This is a genomic window from Streptomyces sp. NPDC050619 (genome assembly GCF_040654815.1).
Taxonomy (GTDB): Bacteria; Actinomycetota; Actinomycetes; order Streptomycetales; family Streptomycetaceae; genus Streptomyces.
On the sequence record NZ_JBFAIR010000017.1, the window covers coordinates 117,965 to 139,053 of the forward strand.

Consider the following 21,089-nt stretch of genomic DNA (forward strand, 5'->3'; position numbering starts at 1 on the left):
ACCTGTGGACAGCCGTCCTCTCGGAGCCGGTGGACGCCTCGTGGTCGTCGGCGCCGGAGCCTCCGCCACCGCCGTGCTTCACCAGCTCGCGCGGCACGTCGACGTCCGGCCCGGCTCGGTGACAGTGGTCGACCCCCGGCCGGCCGGGTTCGGGGTGGCCTTCGGTACCGCCGACCCGCGCCTGCGCTGCAACACCTCGGTCGACGTCACCTCACTGCGCCGGGCCCATGAGTCCGACCTGCTGCGCTATCTGGCCGCGCGAGGATGGCCGGTGAGCCGGTCCGACTTCGTCCCGCGGGCACTGGTCGGCCAGTACTGCCGTGAGCGCTTCGCCGAGGCGCGCAGAACACTGGTGGCACGCGGCTGCACGTTGCGCCAGGTGACGGCCCGGGCCGACACGGTGCGGCCCGTCACAAGGCCGGGCCAGGGATACCTCGTCACCCTGGACGACGGCAGCGTCCTGGAAGCCACGGACGTGGTGGTGGCGGTAGGCGGCGACCGGCCCCGCCTGCCGGAAGAGCTTCGCGACCACGCGGACCATCCCGATCTGCTGGTGGGCCCCTACCCCTCCGACCGTCTGCGAGCACTGCCCGAGGACGCCAGGCCGCTGGTCCTGGGATCCAAGTTGTCCGCGATCGACGCCGCTCTCGTGCTGTGCGCGGCACCGCGGCATGTCACCCTCTGTTCGCCCTCCGGCGAACTCCCCGCCGTCCGGGACCAGCTGTGCCGCCCGGCCCGCCCCGCCGGTCTGCTGGCCGGGCTGCGCGATCTGGACCCCCGGTCCCCGAATTTCGACCTCGCGTTCACCAGGCTCCTGGTCCGCGCCGTACGGAACGCCTCACCACAGCCCTCGCCCACCCTCAAGAAGCAGTTCGGAACCGAACCCGAAGCGCTGCGGCGACTCGGCACCGAACTGCGGCAGACCGAGACCGGCGCCAACGCCTGGCAGTCCGTCATCGCCGAACTCATCGAGGCCGTGAACGACTGGACTCAGGGGTGGCCACGCCGCGACCGGGACCGCCTGCTCACCCGCTTTCGCCCACTGATCGCCCGCCATATCTCGGCCATCCCCGTCTCCAGTGCCCGAACCCTGGCACAGCACGGGCTGGCCGGCCGGCTCGTGGTACGGCGGGGGACCCCCACGTCACTCGCCCCCGCGCCCGGCGGCTGGCACGCCCGTTGGCGCCCTGAGGGGGCTGCCGAGCACTACACCCACGTGGTCGCGGCGTCCGGGTACCGGCCGCCCGCCTTGTGTACGCACGGGCCCGCCCTTCTCGCTTTCGGCACGGCCGCCTGCTCTCCCGGCTGTGCTCCGCCCCCCACCGACGCCCGCCTGAGGCTCACGCCCCCTGACGGCGGCGGCCCGGAGCGGATCTGGATGGTGGGAGCCGCGGGCGGGGCCCGCACCGCCATCGTCAACTACCTGTGGACCGCGGCGGCCCAGGCCGAGGTGGTGGCCAAGACCCTGGCCGCCACGTAGGGCCCGCCCCCAGCACGCACGAACTCGACTAAGACTCGACTAAGAGAGGCACCCGCATGTACGTACTCGTCGACCCCGTCTCCACCGGCCGTGAACTCGCCGCCGCCTTCCGTGAGGAGGGCGCCCACGTCCTCCACCTCTACGAAGCCGCCCTGCACGCCGAACACGCCCTCGACACCGCAGCCCACACCCACCTGCTGACGCGGACCGGCCCCGACGCCGTGCGGGAGGCGGCGGACGTGCTGCGCGACGAACCGGTCACGGCGGTGATCGCCGCGAGTGAGCGGGGCGTACTGTTCGCCGACGAACTCGCCCAGGTGCTCGAACTCCCGCACCACGAGCACCGGTTGGCCGCCGCCCGCCGGGACAAGGAGCTCATGGTGCGCGCCCTGGAAGACGCCGGCGTACCGGCGGCCCGCACCCGGACCATCGCCTCCGTCGCCGAACTCGACGAGGCACTCGACGCGTGGGGCACCGCCCCCGGTACACCAGTGGTGATCAAGCCGCGCGACAGCGCGGGCAGTGACGGCTGCACCGTGGTCACCAGCCGCGCCCAGGCGCACGCCGCGGTCGAGGCCACCCTGCTGCGGCCCAACCTCATGGGGGAGACCAACACCGACCTGCTGCTCCAGGAGCACCTCGCGGGCACCCAGTACATCGTCAACACGGTCAGCATGGCCGGCCGGCACCTGCTCACGGAGGTCTACCGAGAGCGCATCGACACCATCGACGGGGCCCCGGTCCTGCGCCACATCGTCTCCCGCCCACAACTCGACGAGCCTGAGCGCGACCTCGTCGACTACGTCCTGCGCTGCCTGGACGCCCTGGGAGTCAGGGAAGGCGCCGCCCACACCGAGGTGATGCTCACCGCCGCCGGACCGCGGCTGGTGGAGGTGAACTCCCGAGTCATGGGACCGTCGCTGGCCCCCGATCCGTACCACGCCGCCTTCGGCTACAGCCACCAGCACCTGGTGGCCGAACGATTCCTGCGGCCACAGGAGTTCGCCCGCCGGTTCGATCTCCCTTACGGCGGCTGCCGCACCCTCGCCAAGATCTTTCTGCGCGGCTTCCAGGACGGAGTACTCGCCTCCGTGGAGGGCGCGCGCATTCTGCGCCGCCTGCCCGGTTTCCACTCCATCGACAGGCTGCCCGCCATCGGCGCCCCGATTCCCGACCCGACCCTGACGACCGGGGCCCCGGGTATCGCCTACCTCGTCCACGAGGACGAGGAACTGCTGCACAGCTCGCTGGAGTTCGTCCACCATCTCGAGGACGACCACGCCTTCTACCGGATGGCCGACGTTCCCGCCCACCCGCGGCTTGCCGCGGCACCCGAGGGAGCGGCTGCCTGACCGTGCGCCCCATCGCCCTCATCGCGTTCTCGGTGCTGATGCAGGCCGCCGCGGAGGCCTTCCTCTCCGGCCGCATCAGCAGCGGTGACAGCCTCCGCTTCTCCCTGCTGGCCTTCCTCGGTTGCACCCTGCTCTTCACGGCGGTGGGCCGGGTGGGCCGGGTGGGCCGGACGAAGAACCGCCGACCCGCCCGTCCGTCGCCAGGTCCTGGGGCATGGCGCCTGTTCGCCGAGCTCAATGTGGCCAGCGCGGTGACCTTCCTCGGCCTGTATGTGGCGCTGGTGTGGGTACCGGCGGCGTTGGCGGCCAGCCTGATGGCGGGCATCGGCCCCCTTGCCGCGAGCACCCTCGCCCGCCTGTCGGGAGAAGCCCGGCCGGCCGCATACTGGGCCCGCTCAGTGGGCCTGTTCGGAGCCTCCCTGGTCTGCGCGGCAGCCGTGCAGCCCGCTGTGCTGGACACCTCTTCCTGGCAGTCCGGTCCGGCCGCGAGCGCCGCCGGAGCCGTACTCGCCCTGCTCGCGGGCATCGGAGCCGCGGTGCTCGCCCGGCTCTCCCGTCGGCTCGGGGAACGCGGAATCGCGCCGTCCGTCGTGATGACCCATCGCTTCCATCTGACCTACACGGTCGCCGCGCTCGCCCTGACCAGCCACCAGCTCGCCGAGCCGCCGCGGCTGGGCTGGGCGGTGACCGCCCTGGTCGCCTTCGGTGGCGTGGTCATCCCGCTCTACGCCCTCCAGATCGGCGCCCAGCGCACCGCGGCCCCGGTCACCATGGCCCTGCTCGCCGCTCAGCCCGGCCTCGCCTACCTCGTCCAGGGCGCTCTCGGCTACCCCGTCACCGTGCAGGGGACCGTGGCCGTCGTACTGCTGCTCCTCGCGGCGACCGCCGTGGCCCGTGCCGAACACCGCCTCCCTCGGGACGAGGCCGCGGCTCCCGTCCGACGCCACCCGGCAACACACCCGAGCGACGCCGCCGAAGCCCCACGCTGACGTCGGCCAGAGGCGTATCGCGGTACGTCGAGGTTGTTCAACTCCTGCCACCTTGGTAGTAGAAGGCCCCCGATGCGACAGGGGGCCTTCTACGCTCCGGCACATGGTTTCCACGGAAATGATGACCAGTCCCCGTTTATCCAGATGGATGACGATTCACGACGCCATGCGAACCGCCGGCCTGTGCTGGACGGAAGCACGGCCGGCCGTCCAGGGCGCCTTCCTCCTGAGGTTCGTGACGGGGGCGGCCTTCGCGATGCGAGACGATCTCGATCCTTCCCGACTCCTGGCCGGAGCGTCGGCCTGGTCGTGCGCGAGCGTCTCCGCTTACCTGTTCAACGGTGTGATGGACGTGGACGAGGACCGTCGCAACGGTTCCGACCGCCCCATCGCCCGCGGTGAACTGGCCTTCCGCAGCGCCGTCGGCGTCACGCTGGCGGCGGCGCTGCTCGCCCTGGCACTGTCCGTTCCAGCCGCCGGACTGATCGGCTGGGTCATCGCCTTCCTCGCACTGGGATGGGCATACTCGGCGCCGCCACTGGCCGCGAAGCGAAGAAGCCTTTCCTGCGCGATCGTGGTGTTCGGCCTCGGCTGGACGTCCTACGCGGGCGGTGCGGCAGTGGCCGGCAACGGCCTGGACGCTCCCGCCATCGTGTTCGCCACCGCCATGGCCGCATGGATGGCCCTGGTCGGTGCCGTGGTGAAGGACTTCAGCGACGCCGAAGGTGACAAGGAGGCCGGGAGACGCACGCTCGCCGCCACCCGCGGCCTGCACGTTGCCCGACGCCTCGCGGTCGCGGGGGCCGTGATCGTCGGTGCCGGCGCTCCCGCAGCCGCGTGGACCTGGGCGCCCGCCGCACTGCCGGGCACACTCCCGCTGACTCTCGGTGCCGGATGGGTGGTCGTGCGCTGCCTGCGTGGCAGGGACACCGAGCACAACGACCGGCATACGCGGCGCGACGCCTACCGGGCGTTCATGGTCACGCAGTACGTCGCGAATGTAGTCATGCTCGTGGCGTTAGTGGCCTCGCGATGACTCCGTCGCCCCTTCGACAGCCGGTCCTGGCCCGCCCGTGGAGACGGTCAATTTCGCCGTGCGCCTTGTGCGCCTTTCAGAACGGCGTCCATCCGGGACGTCGCCCCGAGTTTGTTGAAAACGTTGTAGAGATGGCGTTTCACGGTTCCCTCGCTGATGCCCAGCTTGCGGGCGATCTGCCGGTTGGTGAGGGCGCAGGCCACCGCATCGAGGATCTGACGCTCCCGCGCGGTCAGTTCCTCCGAGGAATCGTTCCTTTCCTCCCGTGCCGGTGCGGCGGCCGTGCGCGGCTGCGTCTCGCGGGAGTGGGAGTGGGAGGGGGAGTGAGGGTCGGCGGAGGTGAGGATACGATCACGTGTCTCGTCGTATCCCTGACACCCGGCGTAGAGGCGCACCGAGGCCGCGGCCCGGAAAGCCGCGCTCGCCTTCTGCTGGATCACCGCTCGTTGGTGCGGGGCCGCGGACGCCGCAGCCGCATGCACGGCCGGCTGAACGGCCGACCACAGCACCTCGGCAGCCCGCACCGACTCCGCGACCGAGACCCTCTGGAACGCCCGGTTCGCACCGAGAAGCCGGGTGTACTCCTGAGCCGCCGTCGTGTCCGGCGGGCATCCGTTCTCCAGCGTGGCGATGCAGTCCTCCAGGATCGCCACCGCCTGACGCCGGCACGACTGCCATGGCTCGGGCTGCTCGGTCAGCGCACTTTCCACATGCAGCAGACCGGCCTGGTAGGCGTCCAGCACGTCGGGTATGGCGGATCTCAGCGCCTGCGCGGCCCTTCGGTGAGTTTCGCCCTCCACGGATCCCCGGTCGACAGAGGGCTCTAATCCGTCAATTGCAATTCGGTTACGCGAACGAGGGCCGACGAGGTCCATACATCCTCCCAATTTCCACGCCGAGGAAGGGTCGAGCATCATCGGCGAGCCACGGTTCCCTGCTGGGGCAAGGGGTCCGCGGCAATGTAAATTGTTTGTGATGGTGTTGCAACGGCCGTTCCGCCCCTCGGACGCCCGGGCCGCCACCTCACCCCACAGCGCCTGCCTGAGCAGGACTCTTTCGAATCGCAAACGATCCAGGCTCCAGGATCCGCAGCGAGTAATCCGCGCACAGCGACACCCCACCCCTCTGCGACGAAGCGGGCGCCGTCGGTGCTCGCCGGCTCGCTTCTTCACGCGGCCTCTGCGGCGTAGTGCGTCACGAGCACGCGACGATGTGGCGCCGCCTTGGGGTGAGACCTGCCACCGGAACTCCCGATCCCTGCGCCACGGACGCGAAGTACTGCATCGAGTGCCCTCAGCCGCCGCACTGATTTCTCCAGGGCGTCCGTCGTACGCAGCCCGGCCGGGCAGCCGACTCTTCAGTCAGGGCCGTTCCAGTCGAATGGGAAGTACTTGCTCGATTTGCCGGAGCGTTCCCAGGAGAAGCCGAATGCGTCGGCGCGGTCGACGGTGGCCCGGCCCCACGTGGCGATCTGGCCCGGCCCCACTTCGGCGCCTGGGGCGTTGTGGACCTGGACGCGTGCGCCGTTCGGGGTGGTCGGGCCGGTGAGAGCCTCGGCCGTCGCCATGACAAGGCCTGGGATCTCGGCTCGCCAGGTGGCAAGGTCCTCGTCGATCTCCACGTGGATGGGGGCGATGTCCATGCCACGCATCTCGGGGTGGAACATCTCCCCGAACTGTGCCGGCCATCCGCCCGCCTCACCGCCGAAGACGGCCCCGAGTGCAGCCCGCTGCTGGTCGTCGGCGCGGTCGTCGAGGAATACCGCGGCGTACGGATCGGTATGCGTGCCGGCCCACGGGTTGCCCTCGAAGGAGCCGAGCATCAGGACGTTGAGACCGTCGAGCCGTACGTCGCCGAAGTTGCCTTCCCGGACGTGCCAGACCAGTACGCCTTCGCAGTCACCGTAGGTCGGGGGCTGCGCGAACGTGCAAGGGCAGGGTATGGCGCACTTGCACACGTCGAACCAGTCGCCGGCCAGGTGCCAGCGCGCAACTGTGGTGGCCTGTTCTGCCATCTCGCTTCCCTCCTGCCGAGCCCGAAAGAGCTCACTCGGAATCGCGAGACCGCGTATCCCGAGCCCGCTCCCGGGACCGGGAGGGTGGCCTCCCTTCCAGCTTGCACCTCACGCCCCGGCCGGGAAACCGGCCCACGTCGCCGATCGCCCCTGCGGTGGGCAGCGGCGCCGAGCCGCTCATCGAACGGACCCACATCTGACGAGTCGGCGGGAGCGCCAGGGAAGTGACCGCCCTCCGAGCGGAATGAGGACGACCATCAGTCCGGCGCAGCAGCCGACACAGTAGCCGCCGCGGTGGGCGCCCACCCACAGGTCGCGGACCGGATGGCTCAGCGGATCGCGGCAGCGCCGCAGGCAAACGTGCTTGAGGGGACCGAGTTGGTACAGGCCGCCCAGCAGAAAGGCGATCGAGCCGATCCAGCGTCCGGCGGTCGGATGGTCGTCCACCAAGCCGCCGGTGAAGGCCAGGGCCGCGATACGCAGCTCGTCGATGGGGGTGGACCTGGCCGGCGAAGCGCGCCGTTGGGGCCATGATCTTCGAGGTTCGAGCCAAGGCGGTGGGCCAAAAAGCACTGGCAGTCATCAGGGCACAAGACGTGGCACGCCGTGCCGAAGTCTCCGCTGACACGGTGCCCAATGTCCTCTTACCCGCCCGTTGCCGGCGCCCGCCTGACGATGTCGGACAGCGGTCCGCGATAGGTGGTACCGAGCTTGCTCACAACGCCCAGGGTGGGGCCGGGTCCGTTTTTCATGCGACTCACGTAGTTTTCGGGCACCAGTACCCGGTCGCCAACCTCAAGCGGGGTGCTCCCGCGCCAGCGGTAGGCGTATCCGCCGACATCCACAACCTGATGGCCGTCGATCTCGTACACGCGCTTCGCGTCGTCCAGTTGTTCCTCAAGCTCTTTGACGCGCTGTTCCAGTCGTTCGATCCGGGATTTGGAAAAGCTCGCGCTGCTCTCGCTGCCGGATTTGTAGCCTTCGCTCCATCCGCGTCGGTGGGCCTCGGCCACGGCTTTGTCCTGCTCCGTGGCATGCGTGCCGCACGCCACGTCCGAGCCCGATATCCGGACCTTGCACGGGTTACCGGAGCGGGTCGGGCGCCCGCAGGTGCGGTTGTGCTGGTCGGTCATGTGAGATCCCCCTGGAAGCAGCTGACCGTGATCTTCTCTCAGGTTTCTGCCGGGGGGACGGCGGAAATCAGACATACCTCGGATCTCTTGATTGGTGCGTGGCGGTGTCGTCGACCTGGCTCAATGGACGTATGGAGACCGGGGAATGCTGGGCGTATCGGGCCACACCGAAGGAGCTGGGTGGCGCGGTGCGCCAAGTGGAGATCGTCCGAGTCCGCGGCTCTGGAAGATCAGGGCGCGCGTACACGTCCGGTTCCTGGACGGTGATGAGGCTGGCCTGCAGGAGTGGGTGAGCCCCGTCTGCCTGGTGGCCTCGTGGAATGACGTCGAGTCCTTCAGGGCGGATGACACGGCGGAGCTGGCTCTGGCCGAGGTGTCGAGGGAGGTCCGGGGAAGCACGGAGTTCGAGGCGGCCCGGATGATCCTCGGCTTCGTCCGGCCCAAGGGCCGCTTGCGTCTGCGTAGGGCGGTGGCTGACGCGGGGGTCCTGGAGTTGGGCCACCTCGACGAGACGGCACCGCTTGTTGGCGCGGATCCCACCGGACTACGAGGCGATCCCGTGGTCCATGAGGACCGCAACGGCTTTTGCACGGTGGGCTGGCCGGTTACCGAGCGGATCGCACGGCAGGTCGCCCGGCGCCTGGCGGAGGAGATCCTGCCCGAGGTGGACCGCAAGCAGCAGGCAGTGGACGAGGAGCGGGCTCGCCCCGCCTACTACTCGTACCAGCGTCGGGACCACCGCAAGCTGGAAGAGGAGGCAGCCGTCCTGCGCACGGTGCGGGAGTGGTGCGGTGAGGACAAGGCGGAGCGCTACGACGAGTTGGTTGCCCTGCGCGCCGAGGTCATCCGGATCGGAGAGCTGGTCGAGATGGCGGTCAAGGCCCTACGCGACCGCGGCCACGGAGTCATCGCCTCCACCATTGAGCGCGACCTTGGCGTCCATATCTCCAGCCTTGATCCTGACGTGCGTCGATGAGACCGCGCCACGGATCTTGCTCCGCCTTGGGCGGCGCCGGCTGTGTAGCGGGCTTCTTCCCCTTCTCCGGCCGGTGTGGGTGCCAGCCGTCGAGGAACGGCCGCAGTTGATCTCCCGTCGGCTCCGCGTGGAAGTTGAGAGAAGCCAGGCCCTTGCCGCCAAGGGTGGGGTCGAGCCGGTCGGCCTCCGCGTTCCCCCAAGCCGACCACTCTCGCAGTCTCTCGGTTTCGAGGGCGCCTTCCGACGCGGCGGCGGCTTCATCCAGAGCGGCGCAGAACGTCCGGATCTCTCCTGCAGCCTGCCACCTCTCAAGGGCCGTACCGAAGTGCTCGGCCCGTACCGTGTGAACCGCCTTGATCGAAGCCACACTGACGGCGGCCTCCCACTCCCGCCGCTCGCGCTCCTCCCGCTCCGCTTCCAGGCGCCTGCGCTCGGCCTCCTGTCGCACCCGCTCCTCTCGCAGGCGCTGTTGCTCCGCCTCACGTTCCGGCCGAGCCCGCTCCTGCTCCTCCGCGCGGGCCTTCAACGCCCTGAAGACTGAACCGATCTGCTCTTCCAACGGCATCTTGGCGGTGTCGGCCCATTCCTTCTTCCAGCCGTAGCTGTAGTCCGACTGCTGGCTGACCAGCAGTTCCAGTTCGCCGGACGGCTCGAACTTCTGGGCTGGGGTGACGCGTTGCCAGTCGTACGTACGGCGGCCCGGCTGCTTGGGGACGTACCGGACCTGCTTCTGCCCCTCGCGGAAGCTGATCTCGTACGTCCTGCCGTGGACGGTGAGCAGCGGCCTCGGCTGCCTGCGCTTCATCGACACCGCGATCTCGCCGTGGCGTGAGAGGGCTTGCTCGGCGAGGAGACGGAGCAGCGAGAGCACCCGGGGGAGCACATCCCCCGAGATCCCGAAGACGCTGTGGTCTGCAGTGACTGCGGCGATCACGTCCTCGCCATCGGTGATCACACGACTGCGCGCCAGCCGTATCCGATTCCACTCGGTCTCGTCCTCGCCGGTCACCCTGAGCAGGCCGAGGAAGAAGTCCCCCTTCGCCCGCCCGCTGTACTTCAGGTGGTACCCGCACACTGCCGGGCTGCGTCGAACGCTCTGCGGTAGCGGGCCCGCTCCTCGGCGCTGGGATTCGGGATCCGGAGGAACCGCCCAGCCTGCTGAACCTCCGCGATCAAAGCGGCGCCGACTTCCGCCGGCGACGGCTGTGGGGGTTTGGCGGCACGCTGCGGCGCCGACTTCGTCGTGGGCGGGGCCGTGGCTTGCTCCTGCGGTCGAGAAGCCGGTAGCGCCTTTGGCTCAGAAGCCTTCGAACGTCGCTTGCGCGGTGCCGGTTCCGGCCGGTCCGGGTGATGGCCGTGCTCTAGGTAGAAGCGTCCCGCGTCCGCGATCTCTGCCTGCCACTTCCCATTCTGCTTGGGCATGGTGATCAGGCGCCGCTCCTTGAGCGCGCGGGCGGTAAGAGAGAGCTCGGTGCTGTCCGACGTGACGGGGTCGGTTCCGTCCTCGATGCGGGTGAGGAGTGCGAGCTGCCGGTCGTTTAGCGGAGACCATGGGTGCATGGCGATCGCCGTACTGTCTGTGGTCACCTCGGCACAAGCCAGACAGGGCTATTCGTCTTGGGGACCTACGAGTTCAACGGGCACGAATGCGTCAGCGTCAGCGTCCGGCGCCTCTAGCATGCTGGTCTGACAACCGGGCCCCAGGAGTAGTTGATTCCGGTCTTTCACCCGCTGTGGTGTGAGCTGAGGGCCGTGTGCTTGCTCGGATCGCAGCGCACGGTCTGCCCTGTGACCGGAGGGCTGGCGCTGGGCTCTGCGTTACCGGCCTTTGGCGTGATTTCGCCGGGCATGGCCATACGGAGTGCCATCTGCCGTGAGGCTTTGGCTGGGCGTGGGGGCGCTCTCGAAAACGGCCCATGGGGAGGAGACTCGGGTGAACGAGGATGGGGAGCTCATCGCGGCAGTGGAAGCACTGCTGTCGGATCCGCGTACAGATCCGGGTATCGATGTCGAGACCGTTGAACAGGCCGCTTGCGCGGTGGGGCTACTTGAAGAGGGACTTCGGACTGGGCCCGGCGTTTTCCGGCTGATGGCCGAGGGAGGGCAGAGGGGTGCAGAAACCCTGTCATCGGACCGGCTGCAAGTCTTGTCCGAAATGGTGCAGAACGCCGATGACATGGGGGCCTCCCAAGTCCGATTCATTTGGCGCCCCAAGGAGTTGTTGATCGCGCACGATGGCAAAGGCGTGCGCCTGGCCGACATCCTGTTGCTCGGTTTGCCGTGGCTCAGCGGAAAGACCTCCGACGCGGAGGCCACGGGACGATTCGGCATCGGGCTGGCGACCTTGCGCGCCCTGGCGACCACCTGGGAGGTTCACTGCCGCCCCTTCCACGTACGGTTCGCCGATCTGTCGATTCAGGCGGTCAAGCCGTTGATGGTGCCGGAACAACTCGCGGGGCCCGACTGGACGGTCTTCCGAATCCCCCTAGCCACCGGCGTACTGTCCGCCTCGGAGCTCTTCGAGTGGTTCGAGACGTGGAACGACAGCTCCTTGCTCTTTCTCCGGCATGTGACGCGAGTCGAAGCCCTCAGCGACTGCCCGGACGATCAGGAACCCGATGACGAGACGTCGCCAGTGACGCTCAGGCTGAGTTGGACGGAGATCGATCGACGAAGCCTTCGTATCGACGGTGAGGAAGCGGATGTCCGGGTCCGTGAGGCCAGGACGACCAGTGGAGCACTGTGGCGGGTCTACGACGCCCACGTCACACCGCACGGCACGAGTACCCGTCGGCACAAGGCGGTGGGATCCTCCACGCCGGTCGCCGTCGCGCTGCCGGTGCTCGGACCGGAACGGGGAAGTGTGCACGCAGGGCTACCGGTGGCTGAGTTGAGAACCGCAGCCCGCGTGCACGCCCAGTTCGACCCCGTCGTCAGCCGTGAAGGATTCGCTGCCAGCCGATGGAACAAGGATCTCGTCCCACTGGTCGCGGACCTCTGGGCTGCTGCCGTCCTCGACGTACTCAGCGGCGTCGAACCTTCGGCTTGGCACCTCGTTCCGCTGCCTTCACCCTCCGGCCCCTCGTCACCCACCCGGCTCCAGGACAGCATCCGGGCGGCGCTGGTCGACCGTTCCCGCACGTGGTTGGCGTCCCGGATCTCCCTGCCCTGCCCGGACGGGACCACGAAGCCACTCTCGGCGCTTGCCGTTGAGGAGCCGCAGTTGTCGGGAGTGCTGGCTGACAAGGACATTGCCCTGCTTGCCGGGCTGTCGAGTACGTTTCCGCGACGCGCCCGCGACGGTGCTCACCTGTGGCGCGAGGTCCTGACGGACTGGCGCTGCGAAGGCACCGCAGAACTCGCCGATGAAGTGCGGGTGAGGGACGCGCTCATCTCACTCGACGACACCGAGTACGACATCGGGCAGACCATCCGTCTCACGGCGGTCGCCATCGAGGAGGACCTCGGCTACCTGCTGCGCAGCCAGCCGTGCGTCATTGCTTCCGATGGCCGGCGTCTGCGACCTACAGCAACTGGCGTCGCGTTCGCGGAGTACCAGGACGACGAGCTACGCGGCACCAGCCCGCTGGACGCGCTGGGTATCGTCGTGAATCTCCATGCCGGTTACGCGGAGAACTCGCAGTGGTCCCAACATGTCCTTGAATGGCTGCGGAAACAGGACTGCCTCGTACGGCGTGATGACACCGCGGCCGTACTGCGCCGAATCGAACGGATGGGACGCGCGGGCAGGCGAATCGGAGGTGACACCGCATGCGAAGTCGAGCAACTTGTCGCCATCCAGCGGGGCTTGGGCGAAGTATCGAAGAAGGTACGTGAGCGACTCGGCCCCGGCATTGGACGGGCCGTGCTCCTGGACGGCTACACGCACGACCGCGAAGGCAACGAAAAGCCGTGCGTGGTGCAGCCCGCACATGCCTACCTTCCGCAAGCGCTGGAGAGCACGGACGGAGATCGTTTCGCCGTCGCGGCGGGGAAGACCCCCGGTATCAGATGGGTGCAGCGCTCATATGCCCGAACCCTGCTGTCGCAAGCGCAGTGCGGGCTGAGCCGTACGGCTTTCCTTCGACTCCTCGGGGTGGCGGACGCACCCCGGCTCAAGGAGATTCAGCCGGGCCGGGAGACCAAGGAGTACGAGGCGGACTCCCGCATAGGGTTGTCGCGTGACTGCTGGCTGTCGCCGCCTGCGCGTACGAGCGAGCTGCGCCGACTGGGCGCGTACTACACGCTGGACGACCGCAGCAGCCCGGACGTGGACGCTGTGGTGCAACACATCATCGCCGAGCAGAACCCGCTGGAGCGCAGGCGTCGTACGGCGGCCATGCTGCAGACGCTTGGCAGGCCCGGCATGATCAGCTCCTCCGAACACGCAGACGTACAGGCGGCGGACGCGTATCACCGCTGGAACGTGCGTGGCCAGACGGCAGCCCTCTGGGTCTGGCGCCTTCGGGAGACGGCCTGGCTGGAGGACAGCAGCGGCAAACTTCGCACTCCGCAGCAGGTGCACTTGCGCACACGTGACGCACAGGCGCTCTATGGCCAGGATGACCCGGGGTACCTGCACCCTGCGATCCAGCAGACCACGTCCAACAGAGTTGATGTCCTGGCCGCTCTTGGGGTGAACGGAGACCCTGATGTTCCTCAACTGATCAATCGATTGCGGGAACTTCGGAAGCGTTCCACGGCCCCTGGCTTGGTGGACGACCGTCTCAAGGCCGAGGTTTATCTCGTCTATCAGGCTCTGGCGGGGCGGCTGAGGAGCGAGGCGCCGGGAACGTCCCACAACGAGCTGCGAAGGAAGGTCCGGGATGCCTTCAACCGCACCGACTTCGTGCTCACCGACCAGGGGTGGCGGAGGCCGAGCGACTGCTTCCGTGGTCCCACGATCCTGCGCGGCTTCCGGCCTTTCACCATCCCTGACCCCGAGTTGAATCCGCTCTGGGACGCTCTATGGATCGAGGAGCCGAGGCCCGAGGACCTCGCTGATGTGCTGAAGGAGATCGCTCAGTCCGGCGCTCAGCTCCAGGCCGACCAGCAGCGTGTGATGCTGGAGGCGTTGAGGTCCCTTGCAGACACGGTCACTTCGGCTGATGGCCCCGTCTCCCTCGGCCTGCGGGCCAAGCTGCGCTGGCTGCCGCTCCGCACCACCCTCGGCTGGACAAAGGAGCGGCCCGTCTACGCGGTAGACCACCCCGCCATCGCGCGCACGCTCGGCGAGCACCTTCACGTTTGGCAGCCCGGCGGAGATCTGCAGCAATTCGCCGGCCTGTTGGGTGTTCTCAAGGTGCACAGGATGGAGGCGTCGGAAGCGTGTGTCGTCGCTCCGGACCGTGCTCGCCCTGATCGGCAGATGACCGAGGGCTTCCGGTGGGCGGTTACCAGTCTGCAGGACATTCTCGTACGGGACGAGCCGGCCGCCGCTGAGGCTTTCACGGACTGGGCGTGGCTTATGGAGCTTGAGGTACGAGTCTTGCCGGGGCTGCGGATTCGGCTGAACTTGGGCGAGGGCCATGACGTGATCGAGGTCCCGGTCGATGCACATGTCGATAGGGAAGCCAAGGCGCTCTTCGTCAGTGACCCCGAGGCGCTGAAGACGACCCGGGGAGGCGGGTTGGCCGTGGCCGCCCTCTTCTCCGCGGAGCGCGCTCACGTCGGCCACCGCTGGCGTGATCTCTGGGAGGAGGACCGGCCGCAGGACGCTCCCGTCACCCCGCTCGTCCCGTCCGGCCAGCAAGACCATGAGGACCGCGAGCGTTTGGCCTCGCAATTGCGGAAGCGAGAATTGTCGAGGCCCTCGGGCCCTGTGGTTCCGGCCCAACCGGGCGGTCCGGTGAACCCACCCACCGGAGTCCCGTCACCTCCGTCGACCCCTGCGCCTCTGCTGACTCCCACGCCTTCTGGCGTGGCGTCCCCACCCATCCCGCCGTCGGCTGAGCCTCGCAAGCTGGTCTCCTTGGCCGAACTGCAAGCGCGTAGTCCACAGGCGACCCGTACTGTTTCCCCGTCGCAGCCTCGCTCCGCGTCCTCCTCGAAAGGCCGACGTGCAGCTTCCCTGCCGCAACCACGCCAGGGCGGGGCCGCACCCAACGAGCGCTCCGGGCTGCTCGGCTACCAGGACCGGGACAAGGAGAAGACCGTCCTGGCATTGCTTGCCGGAATTCTTGGCGAGAGCGGGAGGACGCTGGAAGACCAGCGAGGTCTTCAACGACTGGGGGCGGACGCCGTCGACTCAACAGGCCATTTCTACGAGATCAAGGCTCACGGCGGGTCTGAGCCCGCCGACGTCTCACTCACCAGCGCGGAACTCACGCGTGCGCTTGCAGAGGGAAGCAACTACTCGCTCGTCATCGCCTCGAACCTGGAGGAGGGCAGGGGAGTCCCGACGCTGCGGATCATCACTGATCCGTTGCGCTTCTTCGAGGTCGAATCCATGGCTGACGTGAAGCTGAAGGGCGTACGTGACGCGGATGCCGACGCGACCTTGTGGCAATGGCCGGATGCCGGGGTGTGAGAGGTCTGCCCCGTGCGTCGCGCGGATGCTCACACACGCTCTGACGATCGTGAGGGACGAAGAGCACGGCTTCCCGCGCGCCGTGCTTGGTGAGTGATCGAGCGGCCTTGGCGACGGGGTGATGGGAGTCGTTTGGGAGCCGGGATATGAAGTCGGCTCCCAAACGGCTCCCAAAACGGTCCCCGGAACCACTCAGAGGCCTGACCCGCGATGCGGATCAGGCCCCTGACCTGGTGTTACAGCTGTCGGGGTGGCGGGATTTGAACCCACGACCTCTTCGTCCCGAACGAAGCGCGCTACCAAGCTGCGCCACACCCCGATTGTCGCTGCTCGTCGCGGCGACGTCGTTTACTTTAGCCCACCGGTGGCCCGAGGCGAAATCCGGTTTTCGGGCGGTGGCGGGTCGGGTTGGGGCGGAGGTGGTCGAGGGCTACGAGGAGGAGAGCGAGGGCGTAGATGGAGAGGCCGAGGAGGAGGGCGTTGGCGAGGACGCTCTTGTAGCCGTGGTGGTCGACGTCCAGGAAGGGGTAGAGGTAGCGGCCGGGTGTGCCGGGGGCGAGCAGTTCGCCGCGGATGAGGGAGAACGCCAGGTAGGCGACGGGGTACAGCAGCCATGTGCTCGCCTGGCGCAGGTGCAGGCGGTCGGGGGCCGTCAGGAGGAGCCAGTCCAGGAGTGCCGCTACGGGGACCGCCGTGTGCAGGAGCGCGTTGGAGAGCGCGTGCCAGCCCGTCGCGGTCGCGGCCTCGCCCGTCAGGGCGAAGGGGCTCGCCTGGTTCGCCAGGAGCAGGTGGTACACCAGGCCTGTGATGGTGATGTAGAGCAGGGCCGCGCCTGTCAGGGCGGACGGCAGGGGGCGGCGGGCCGTCCAGGCCCGGCCGGCCGAGAACACGAGGACCAGTGCCAGCAGGGCGTTGCTCTGGATCGCGAAGTAGCTGACGACCTGGGCCGGGCTGCCCAGGAGCAGCTCGATCGTCACGCCCGCTGCCGCCGAGAGGGCGATCAGGAGGCGGTACACGGCGACCAGGGGGCGGCGTACAGGCGTCACCACCGCCGTGGCGGGGACGGGCGTGGGCAGCAGCGTGGGCATGCCCGGGAGGGCGGGCAGGTCAGGGATGTCCCTGGGTATCGGGGCGGTCATGCCCCTCACGCTAAGCAGGGTCGACAAAAGGGGCGATACGGGCGGGCCGGGTGGGTTAACCCCGGCTCACTGTCATGACCCCCCGACTGATCAACACCCACCAACACCCGCCAACACCCAGTAACCCGGTTACTCCCGCTCCACCAACGTCAACAACGTCACCTCCGGCGGGCAGGCGAACCGTACCGGCGTGTAGCGGTTCGTCCCGCAGCCCGCCGACACGTGCAGGTATGCCGTACGGCCCTCCGCCGTATGCGTGGACAGGCCCTTCACGCGGTCCGTGTCCAGGTCGCAGTTGGTGACGAAGGCGCCGTAGAAGGGGAGGCAGAGCTGGCCGCCGTGGGTGTGGCCGGCCAGGATCAACGGGTAGTCGTCGGCCGTGAAGGCGTCCAGGACCCGAAGGTACGGGGCGTGGGCGACGCCCATCGAGAAGTCGGCGTCGGCCGACGGGCCGCCGGCCACCTGTGCGTAGCGGTCCCGTTTGATGTGCGGGTCGTCCAGGCCCGTGAGCTCGATCGACGCGCCCTCGATCTTCAGCGTGCCCCGGGTGTTCGTCAGGTTCAGCCAGCCCGCCGCGTCGAAGCCGTCCCGCAGGTCTTCCCAGGGGTTGTGGATCGCGTTCACGGCGGGCGGGTTGCCGTTCAGGCCGTAACGGCCCTGGGCCCTCTCGAACAAGTACCGGGCGGGGTTGCGGAGTTTGGGGCCGTAGTAGTCGTTGGAGCCGAAGACGTACGCCCCCGGGAACTCCATCAGCGGTCCGAGTGAGTCCAGGACCTCAGGGATGCCCTCCGGGTCGGAGAGGTTGTCGCCCGTGTTGATCACGAAGTCGGGGCGCAGGCCGGCCAGCGAGCGCAGCCAGCGCTGTTTCTTGCGCTGGCCGCCGACCATGTGGATGTCGGAGACCTGGAGCACGCGCAGGGGGCGCATCCCGGCAGGGAGGACGGGGACCGTCACTCGTCGGAGGCGGAAGGAGCGGGCCTCGAAACCCGCCGAATACACCAGACCGGCGGCGCCGGCCGCCGCAATGGACAGGGGTACTCCGTATCGCGCGCGCATACGACCATCGTGTCAGACCGGCAGACGCCGAGACCCTGCCGGTGTCCCCGTCCCCCACTGCCCCTAAATGAGCGGGCACCGAGCCGCCCGTACCTGCGACAATCAAACCCATGACCACGCTCAAGTCGAAGCTGCAGGAAGACCTCAACGCCGCCATCAAGGAGCGCGACGAGCTCCGCTCCTCGACGCTCCGGCTGACGCTCACCGCGATCACCAAGGAGGAGGTCGCGGGCAAGCAGAAGCGCGAGCTCTCCGACGACGAAGTGCAGAAGGTGATCACGCGCGAGGCGAAGAAGCGCCGCGAGGCCGCGGACGCCTTCGCGCAGGGTGGTCGCGCCGAGAGCGCCGAGCGGGAGAAGGCGGAGGGCGAGGTGCTTGCCACGTACCTGCCCAAGCAGCTCGGCGACGAGGAGCTGAACACCATCGTCGCCCAGGCCGTCGAGGAGGCGAAGGCGGCGGGTGCCGAGGGGCCGCGTGCCATGGGTGCGGTCATGAAGATCGTGAACCCGAAGGTCGCGGGCCAGGCCGAGGGCGGCCGCGTCGCCGCCGCGGTCAAGAAACTCCTGGCCGGCTGACCAACCCGGTCACCCGTTAACTCCGGTCACCCGTTAACTCCGGTCACCCGTTAACTCCGGTCACCCGTCAACTCCGGTCACCCGTCAACTCCGGTGACCTGCGGGCCCAAACAGTCCCTAACAACAAACGGCCCCTTTCTCCCCGTACGGGAAAAGGGGCCGTCCCCGTTCACCGGCGATCTCCGGCGACCTCAGGCGCTTTCAGAGCACCGCCTCACCCACGCCCCCCGCCATTCCCGTTCCCCCCATTCGTCTGCCCCTGGAAGAACCCCTCGGGGATGGAGAAGGTGGGATCCGGGGTCGTGCCGCCGTCCGTGCCGCCGTCCGTGCCGCCGTCGGTCAGGCCCCCGATGAAGCCGCCGTCGTCATCGCCGTTCCCGTTCCCGTTCCCGTTGCCATTCCCGTTTCCGTTGCCGTTCCCATCGCCGTCGCCCTTCTTCTTGGGGTCCGGGATGTTGACGAGGTTGAAGTTCTCCGCGGTCTTGCCCTCCAGGGCGCCGGACATGGCGTCCCGCCAGATGGGGCCGGGGGTGTCACCGCCGTAGACCTGGGCGTGGTAGACGCCGCCGATGGTGATTCGGTTCATCTCGACCTGCTGGGAGGCGCTGCCGACCCAGACGGCGCCCGACATGTTCGGCGTGTAGCCGGCGAACCAGGCATTCTTCCGCTTGTCCGTCGTACCGGTCTTGCCGGCGCTCTCGCGGCCCGACAGGCCGGCCTCCTTACCCGTACCGGAGTCGACCACGCCGCGCAGGAGCGTGTTGATGGTGTCCGCGGTCTTCTCGCTCATCGCGCGCGAGCACGTCGACTTCGGCACCTCCAGCGACTTCTTCTCGCCGGCGACGGTCCGGGTGATCGACTCGATGGCGACCGGCGTGCAGTACATGCCCCGGCTGGCGAAGGCCGCGTACGCGCTCGCCATCGTCAGCGGGGAGAGGCCGGTGGAGCCGAGAGTCATCGACGACGGCACCTCGGGGACCTTCGTGCCGTTGCCCTGAACCACGCCCAGCGCGTTGGTCATCTTCACCACGGGGCACATGCCGATGTCGGCCAGCATCTCCACGAAGTAGGTGTTGACGGACTTTTCCATGGCCGTCTTGAGCGGGTAGGGCCCGACCTCGGACTTGCTCTCGTTCTCGAGCTTGTAGTCCTTGTCGTTGACCCAGGGCTTCCCGCTGCACGTCTGGACCTTGGCCGGGTACGGCATCTGGTACGGCGCGGGGTAGATCTGGGTGGGCGGCTTGCCCTCCTCCAGTGCGGCCGCGGCCAGGAAGGGCTTGAACGTCGAACCGGTCGGGAAGCCGTAGTTGGAGCCGCCGTAGGCGGCGTCGACCGAGTAGTTGATCACGGTCTGGTTCTGCTTGACGTTGGTGCCGTACGGCTTCGACTGCCCCATCGCCACGATCTTGCCGGTGCCGGGTTCGACGAGGGTGGCCGCGGCGGCGACCTTGTCGCTCTCGTAGACGCGGTCTTTCAGCGACCGCTGGACGGAATCCTGGGCCTGAGGGGCGAGCGTCGTACGGATCGTCAGACCGCCCTGGTTCCAGACCTTGGCCCGGGCCTCTTGGGTCTTACCGAAGACCGGGTCGCTCAGGAACACCTCGCGCACGTAGTCGCAGAAGAAGCCGGCGCCCTTGACCGCGGTGATGCAGCCGTTCCTGGGCCGGCTGATCTTCAGGCCCAGCGGCTGCTTCATGGCCTCGGCGGCCGCGGCCCGGGAGACGTCACCGACCTCGGCCATGCGCTGGAGCACGATGTTGCGCCGCTTGGTGGCCTCCGTCTCGTCGTTGACCGGGTCGTACCGGCTGGGCGACTGGACGATGCCCGCGAGGAGCGCCGACTCCTGGAGGTTGAGGTCCTTCGCGTGCTTGGAGAAGTAACGCTGGGCCGCGGCCTCGACGCCGTAGGCCTGCTGGCCGAAGAACGTGATGTTCAGGTAGTTCTCGAGGATCTTCTTCTTGCCGAGCTCCTCCTCGACCTGGATCGCGTACTTCAGCTCCTTGATCTTGCGGCCGAGGGTCTGCTGCGTGGCCTGCGCGACCTTCGTCGGGTCGTCGCCCGCCTCCTCCACGAAGACGTTCTTCACGTACTGCTGCGTGAGCGTGGAGGCACCCTGCGAGACGCCGCCGCTCTGCGCGTTCTTGTTGAGCGCGCGCAGGACGCCCTTGAGGTCGACCGCGCCGTGCTTGTAGAAGCGTGAGTCCTCGATCGCGACGATCGCCTTCTGCATGTCCGGCGCGACGTCCTTGAGGCCGACCACCGTGCGGTCGCGCGAGTAGACCGTGGCGATTTGGCCGCCGTTGGCATCGAGGATCGTGGTGCGCTGGCTCAGCGGCGGTGCCTTGAGGGTGGCCGGGAGCTCGTCGAAGCTCTCCACCGATCCCTTGGCCGCGAGTCCGAGCGCGCCGGCCGCAGGCAGCGCGATGCCGGCCATCACGGCTCCCGCGAGCACACTGACTCCGAGGAACTTGGCGGCCTGCTGTGTGGAGGTCAGACCACCGCCCGAGCGCTTTTTTGGCATGGGGGCAGCCTACGTTCTCATTCGCCGGACACGCGTATAGGCCTTGGCCTAAGCTGCTCTCAACTGTCACAGCAGTAGGGCTACGTATCAATACGTCCGGCGACCCCGAATCGTTCCGGTCGGCACCCAACTTTTTTGTTGGGCACGTGTCCGAATCCGCCTTGTGTGTCACCCGGCGTCCGTTGTGACGCCATGCAACTGTCCCGGTTTGCCGGAACAGTCACGTATGTCGCCAGCTCACTCCCCCGGGTGATCTGCCGCTTACCCATAGTCCGTTCGGGCCATTCAA

At 68.3% G+C, this 21,089-nt stretch carries 15 protein-coding genes, 1 tRNA gene and 1 pseudogene; 7 read left to right on the forward strand and 10 right to left on the reverse strand.

All coding sequences use genetic code 11. From position 1 onward, the window contains the following. The first annotated feature begins 4 nt into the window (after window positions 1-4). The 4 genes from AB0I77_RS27130 (at window position 5) to AB0I77_RS27145 (ending at window position 4,857) form a co-directional block, all read left to right on the forward strand. Window positions 5-1,480, forward strand: coding sequence for an FAD/NAD(P)-binding protein (locus tag AB0I77_RS27130; protein WP_363285301.1), 1,476 nt, complete (start codon window positions 5-7; stop codon window positions 1,478-1,480). A 56-nt stretch (window positions 1,481-1,536) separates the two neighbouring features. Then, the gene (locus AB0I77_RS27135; RefSeq protein ID WP_363285302.1) at window positions 1,537-2,832 is read left to right on the forward strand and encodes an ATP-grasp domain-containing protein; all 1,296 of its coding nucleotides are present in this window, start codon (window positions 1,537-1,539) and stop codon (window positions 2,830-2,832) included. A gap of 2 nt (window positions 2,833-2,834) precedes the next feature. Further along, window positions 2,835-3,821: a hypothetical protein gene (locus tag AB0I77_RS27140; protein WP_363285303.1), complete on the forward strand. Its 987-nt coding sequence runs from the start codon at window positions 2,835-2,837 to the stop codon at window positions 3,819-3,821. Window positions 3,822-3,969: 148 nt separating this feature from the next. Further along, window positions 3,970-4,857: a UbiA family prenyltransferase gene (locus tag AB0I77_RS27145; protein WP_363285304.1), complete on the forward strand. Its 888-nt coding sequence runs from the start codon at window positions 3,970-3,972 to the stop codon at window positions 4,855-4,857. 47 nt (window positions 4,858-4,904) lie between these two features. Here AB0I77_RS27145 and AB0I77_RS27150 read toward each other — a convergent pair whose 3' ends face one another. From AB0I77_RS27150 to AB0I77_RS27165, 4 genes and pseudogenes are all read right to left on the reverse strand, one after another. Beyond that, complete coding sequence (locus AB0I77_RS27150) at window positions 4,905-5,732, reverse strand: helix-turn-helix transcriptional regulator (RefSeq protein ID WP_363285305.1); 828 nt, start codon at window positions 5,730-5,732, stop codon at window positions 4,905-4,907. A 482-nt stretch (window positions 5,733-6,214) separates the two neighbouring features. Continuing rightward, window positions 6,215-6,871 (reverse strand): DUF1326 domain-containing protein, encoded by a 657-nt coding sequence (locus tag AB0I77_RS27155; RefSeq protein ID WP_363285306.1) that lies wholly within the window; start codon window positions 6,869-6,871, stop codon window positions 6,215-6,217. Window positions 6,872-7,093: 222 nt separating this feature from the next. After that, window positions 7,094-7,345 (reverse strand): annotated as a pseudogene (locus AB0I77_RS27160) (DUF2182 domain-containing protein); the annotation flags it as partial. A gap of 170 nt (window positions 7,346-7,515) precedes the next feature. After that, window positions 7,516-8,004 (reverse strand): hypothetical protein, encoded by a 489-nt coding sequence (locus tag AB0I77_RS27165; RefSeq protein WP_363285307.1) that lies wholly within the window; start codon window positions 8,002-8,004, stop codon window positions 7,516-7,518. 289 nt (window positions 8,005-8,293) lie between these two features. Here AB0I77_RS27165 and AB0I77_RS27170 point away from each other — a divergent pair, with 289 nt between their 5' ends. Next, window positions 8,294-8,980, forward strand: a complete 687-nt coding sequence (locus AB0I77_RS27170; protein ID WP_363285308.1) for a PE-PGRS family protein — start codon at window positions 8,294-8,296, stop codon at window positions 8,978-8,980. On the opposite strand, the gene AB0I77_RS27175 is transcribed toward AB0I77_RS27170, so the two are convergent. Further along, complete coding sequence (locus AB0I77_RS27175) at window positions 8,910-10,055, reverse strand: hypothetical protein (protein WP_363285309.1); 1,146 nt, start codon at window positions 10,053-10,055, stop codon at window positions 8,910-8,912. The genes AB0I77_RS27170 and AB0I77_RS27175 overlap by 71 nt on opposite strands. Next, complete coding sequence (locus AB0I77_RS27180) at window positions 10,037-10,567, reverse strand: hypothetical protein (RefSeq protein ID WP_363285310.1); 531 nt, start codon at window positions 10,565-10,567, stop codon at window positions 10,037-10,039. Before AB0I77_RS27180 ends, AB0I77_RS27175 begins: the two co-directional genes overlap by 19 nt. A 346-nt stretch (window positions 10,568-10,913) precedes the next feature. Between AB0I77_RS27180 and AB0I77_RS27185 the strand changes: the two genes are divergently transcribed. Further along, the gene (locus AB0I77_RS27185; protein ID WP_363285311.1) at window positions 10,914-15,509 is read left to right on the forward strand and encodes a hypothetical protein; all 4,596 of its coding nucleotides are present in this window, start codon (window positions 10,914-10,916) and stop codon (window positions 15,507-15,509) included. A gap of 245 nt (window positions 15,510-15,754) precedes the next feature. On the opposite strand, the gene AB0I77_RS27190 is transcribed toward AB0I77_RS27185, so the two are convergent. The 3 genes from AB0I77_RS27190 to AB0I77_RS27200 all read right to left on the reverse strand — a co-directional run bounded on the left by AB0I77_RS27190 (window position 15,755) and on the right by AB0I77_RS27200 (window position 17,704). After that, a tRNA-Pro gene (locus tag AB0I77_RS27190) sits at window positions 15,755-15,828 on the reverse strand. A gap of 34 nt (window positions 15,829-15,862) precedes the next feature. Then, window positions 15,863-16,648, reverse strand: a complete 786-nt coding sequence (locus tag AB0I77_RS27195) for a Pr6Pr family membrane protein (RefSeq protein WP_363285312.1) — start codon at window positions 16,646-16,648, stop codon at window positions 15,863-15,865. Window positions 16,649-16,777: 129 nt separating this feature from the next. Further along, window positions 16,778-17,704 carry a metallophosphoesterase gene (locus tag AB0I77_RS27200; protein ID WP_363285313.1) on the reverse strand — a complete coding sequence of 309 codons (927 nt, stop codon included), beginning with the start codon at window positions 17,702-17,704 and terminating at the stop codon, window positions 16,778-16,780. Window positions 17,705-17,814: 110 nt separating this feature from the next. Between AB0I77_RS27200 and AB0I77_RS27205 the strand changes: the two genes are divergently transcribed. Beyond that, entirely contained in the window at window positions 17,815-18,279 is a 465-nt protein-coding gene (locus AB0I77_RS27205; RefSeq protein ID WP_363285314.1) for a GatB/YqeY domain-containing protein, read from the forward strand. Window positions 18,280-18,493: 214 nt separating this feature from the next. On the opposite strand, the gene AB0I77_RS27210 is transcribed toward AB0I77_RS27205, so the two are convergent. After that, window positions 18,494-20,800: a transglycosylase domain-containing protein gene (locus AB0I77_RS27210; protein ID WP_363285315.1), complete on the reverse strand. Its 2,307-nt coding sequence runs from the start codon at window positions 20,798-20,800 to the stop codon at window positions 18,494-18,496. Window positions 20,801-21,089: the final 289 nt, after the last annotated feature.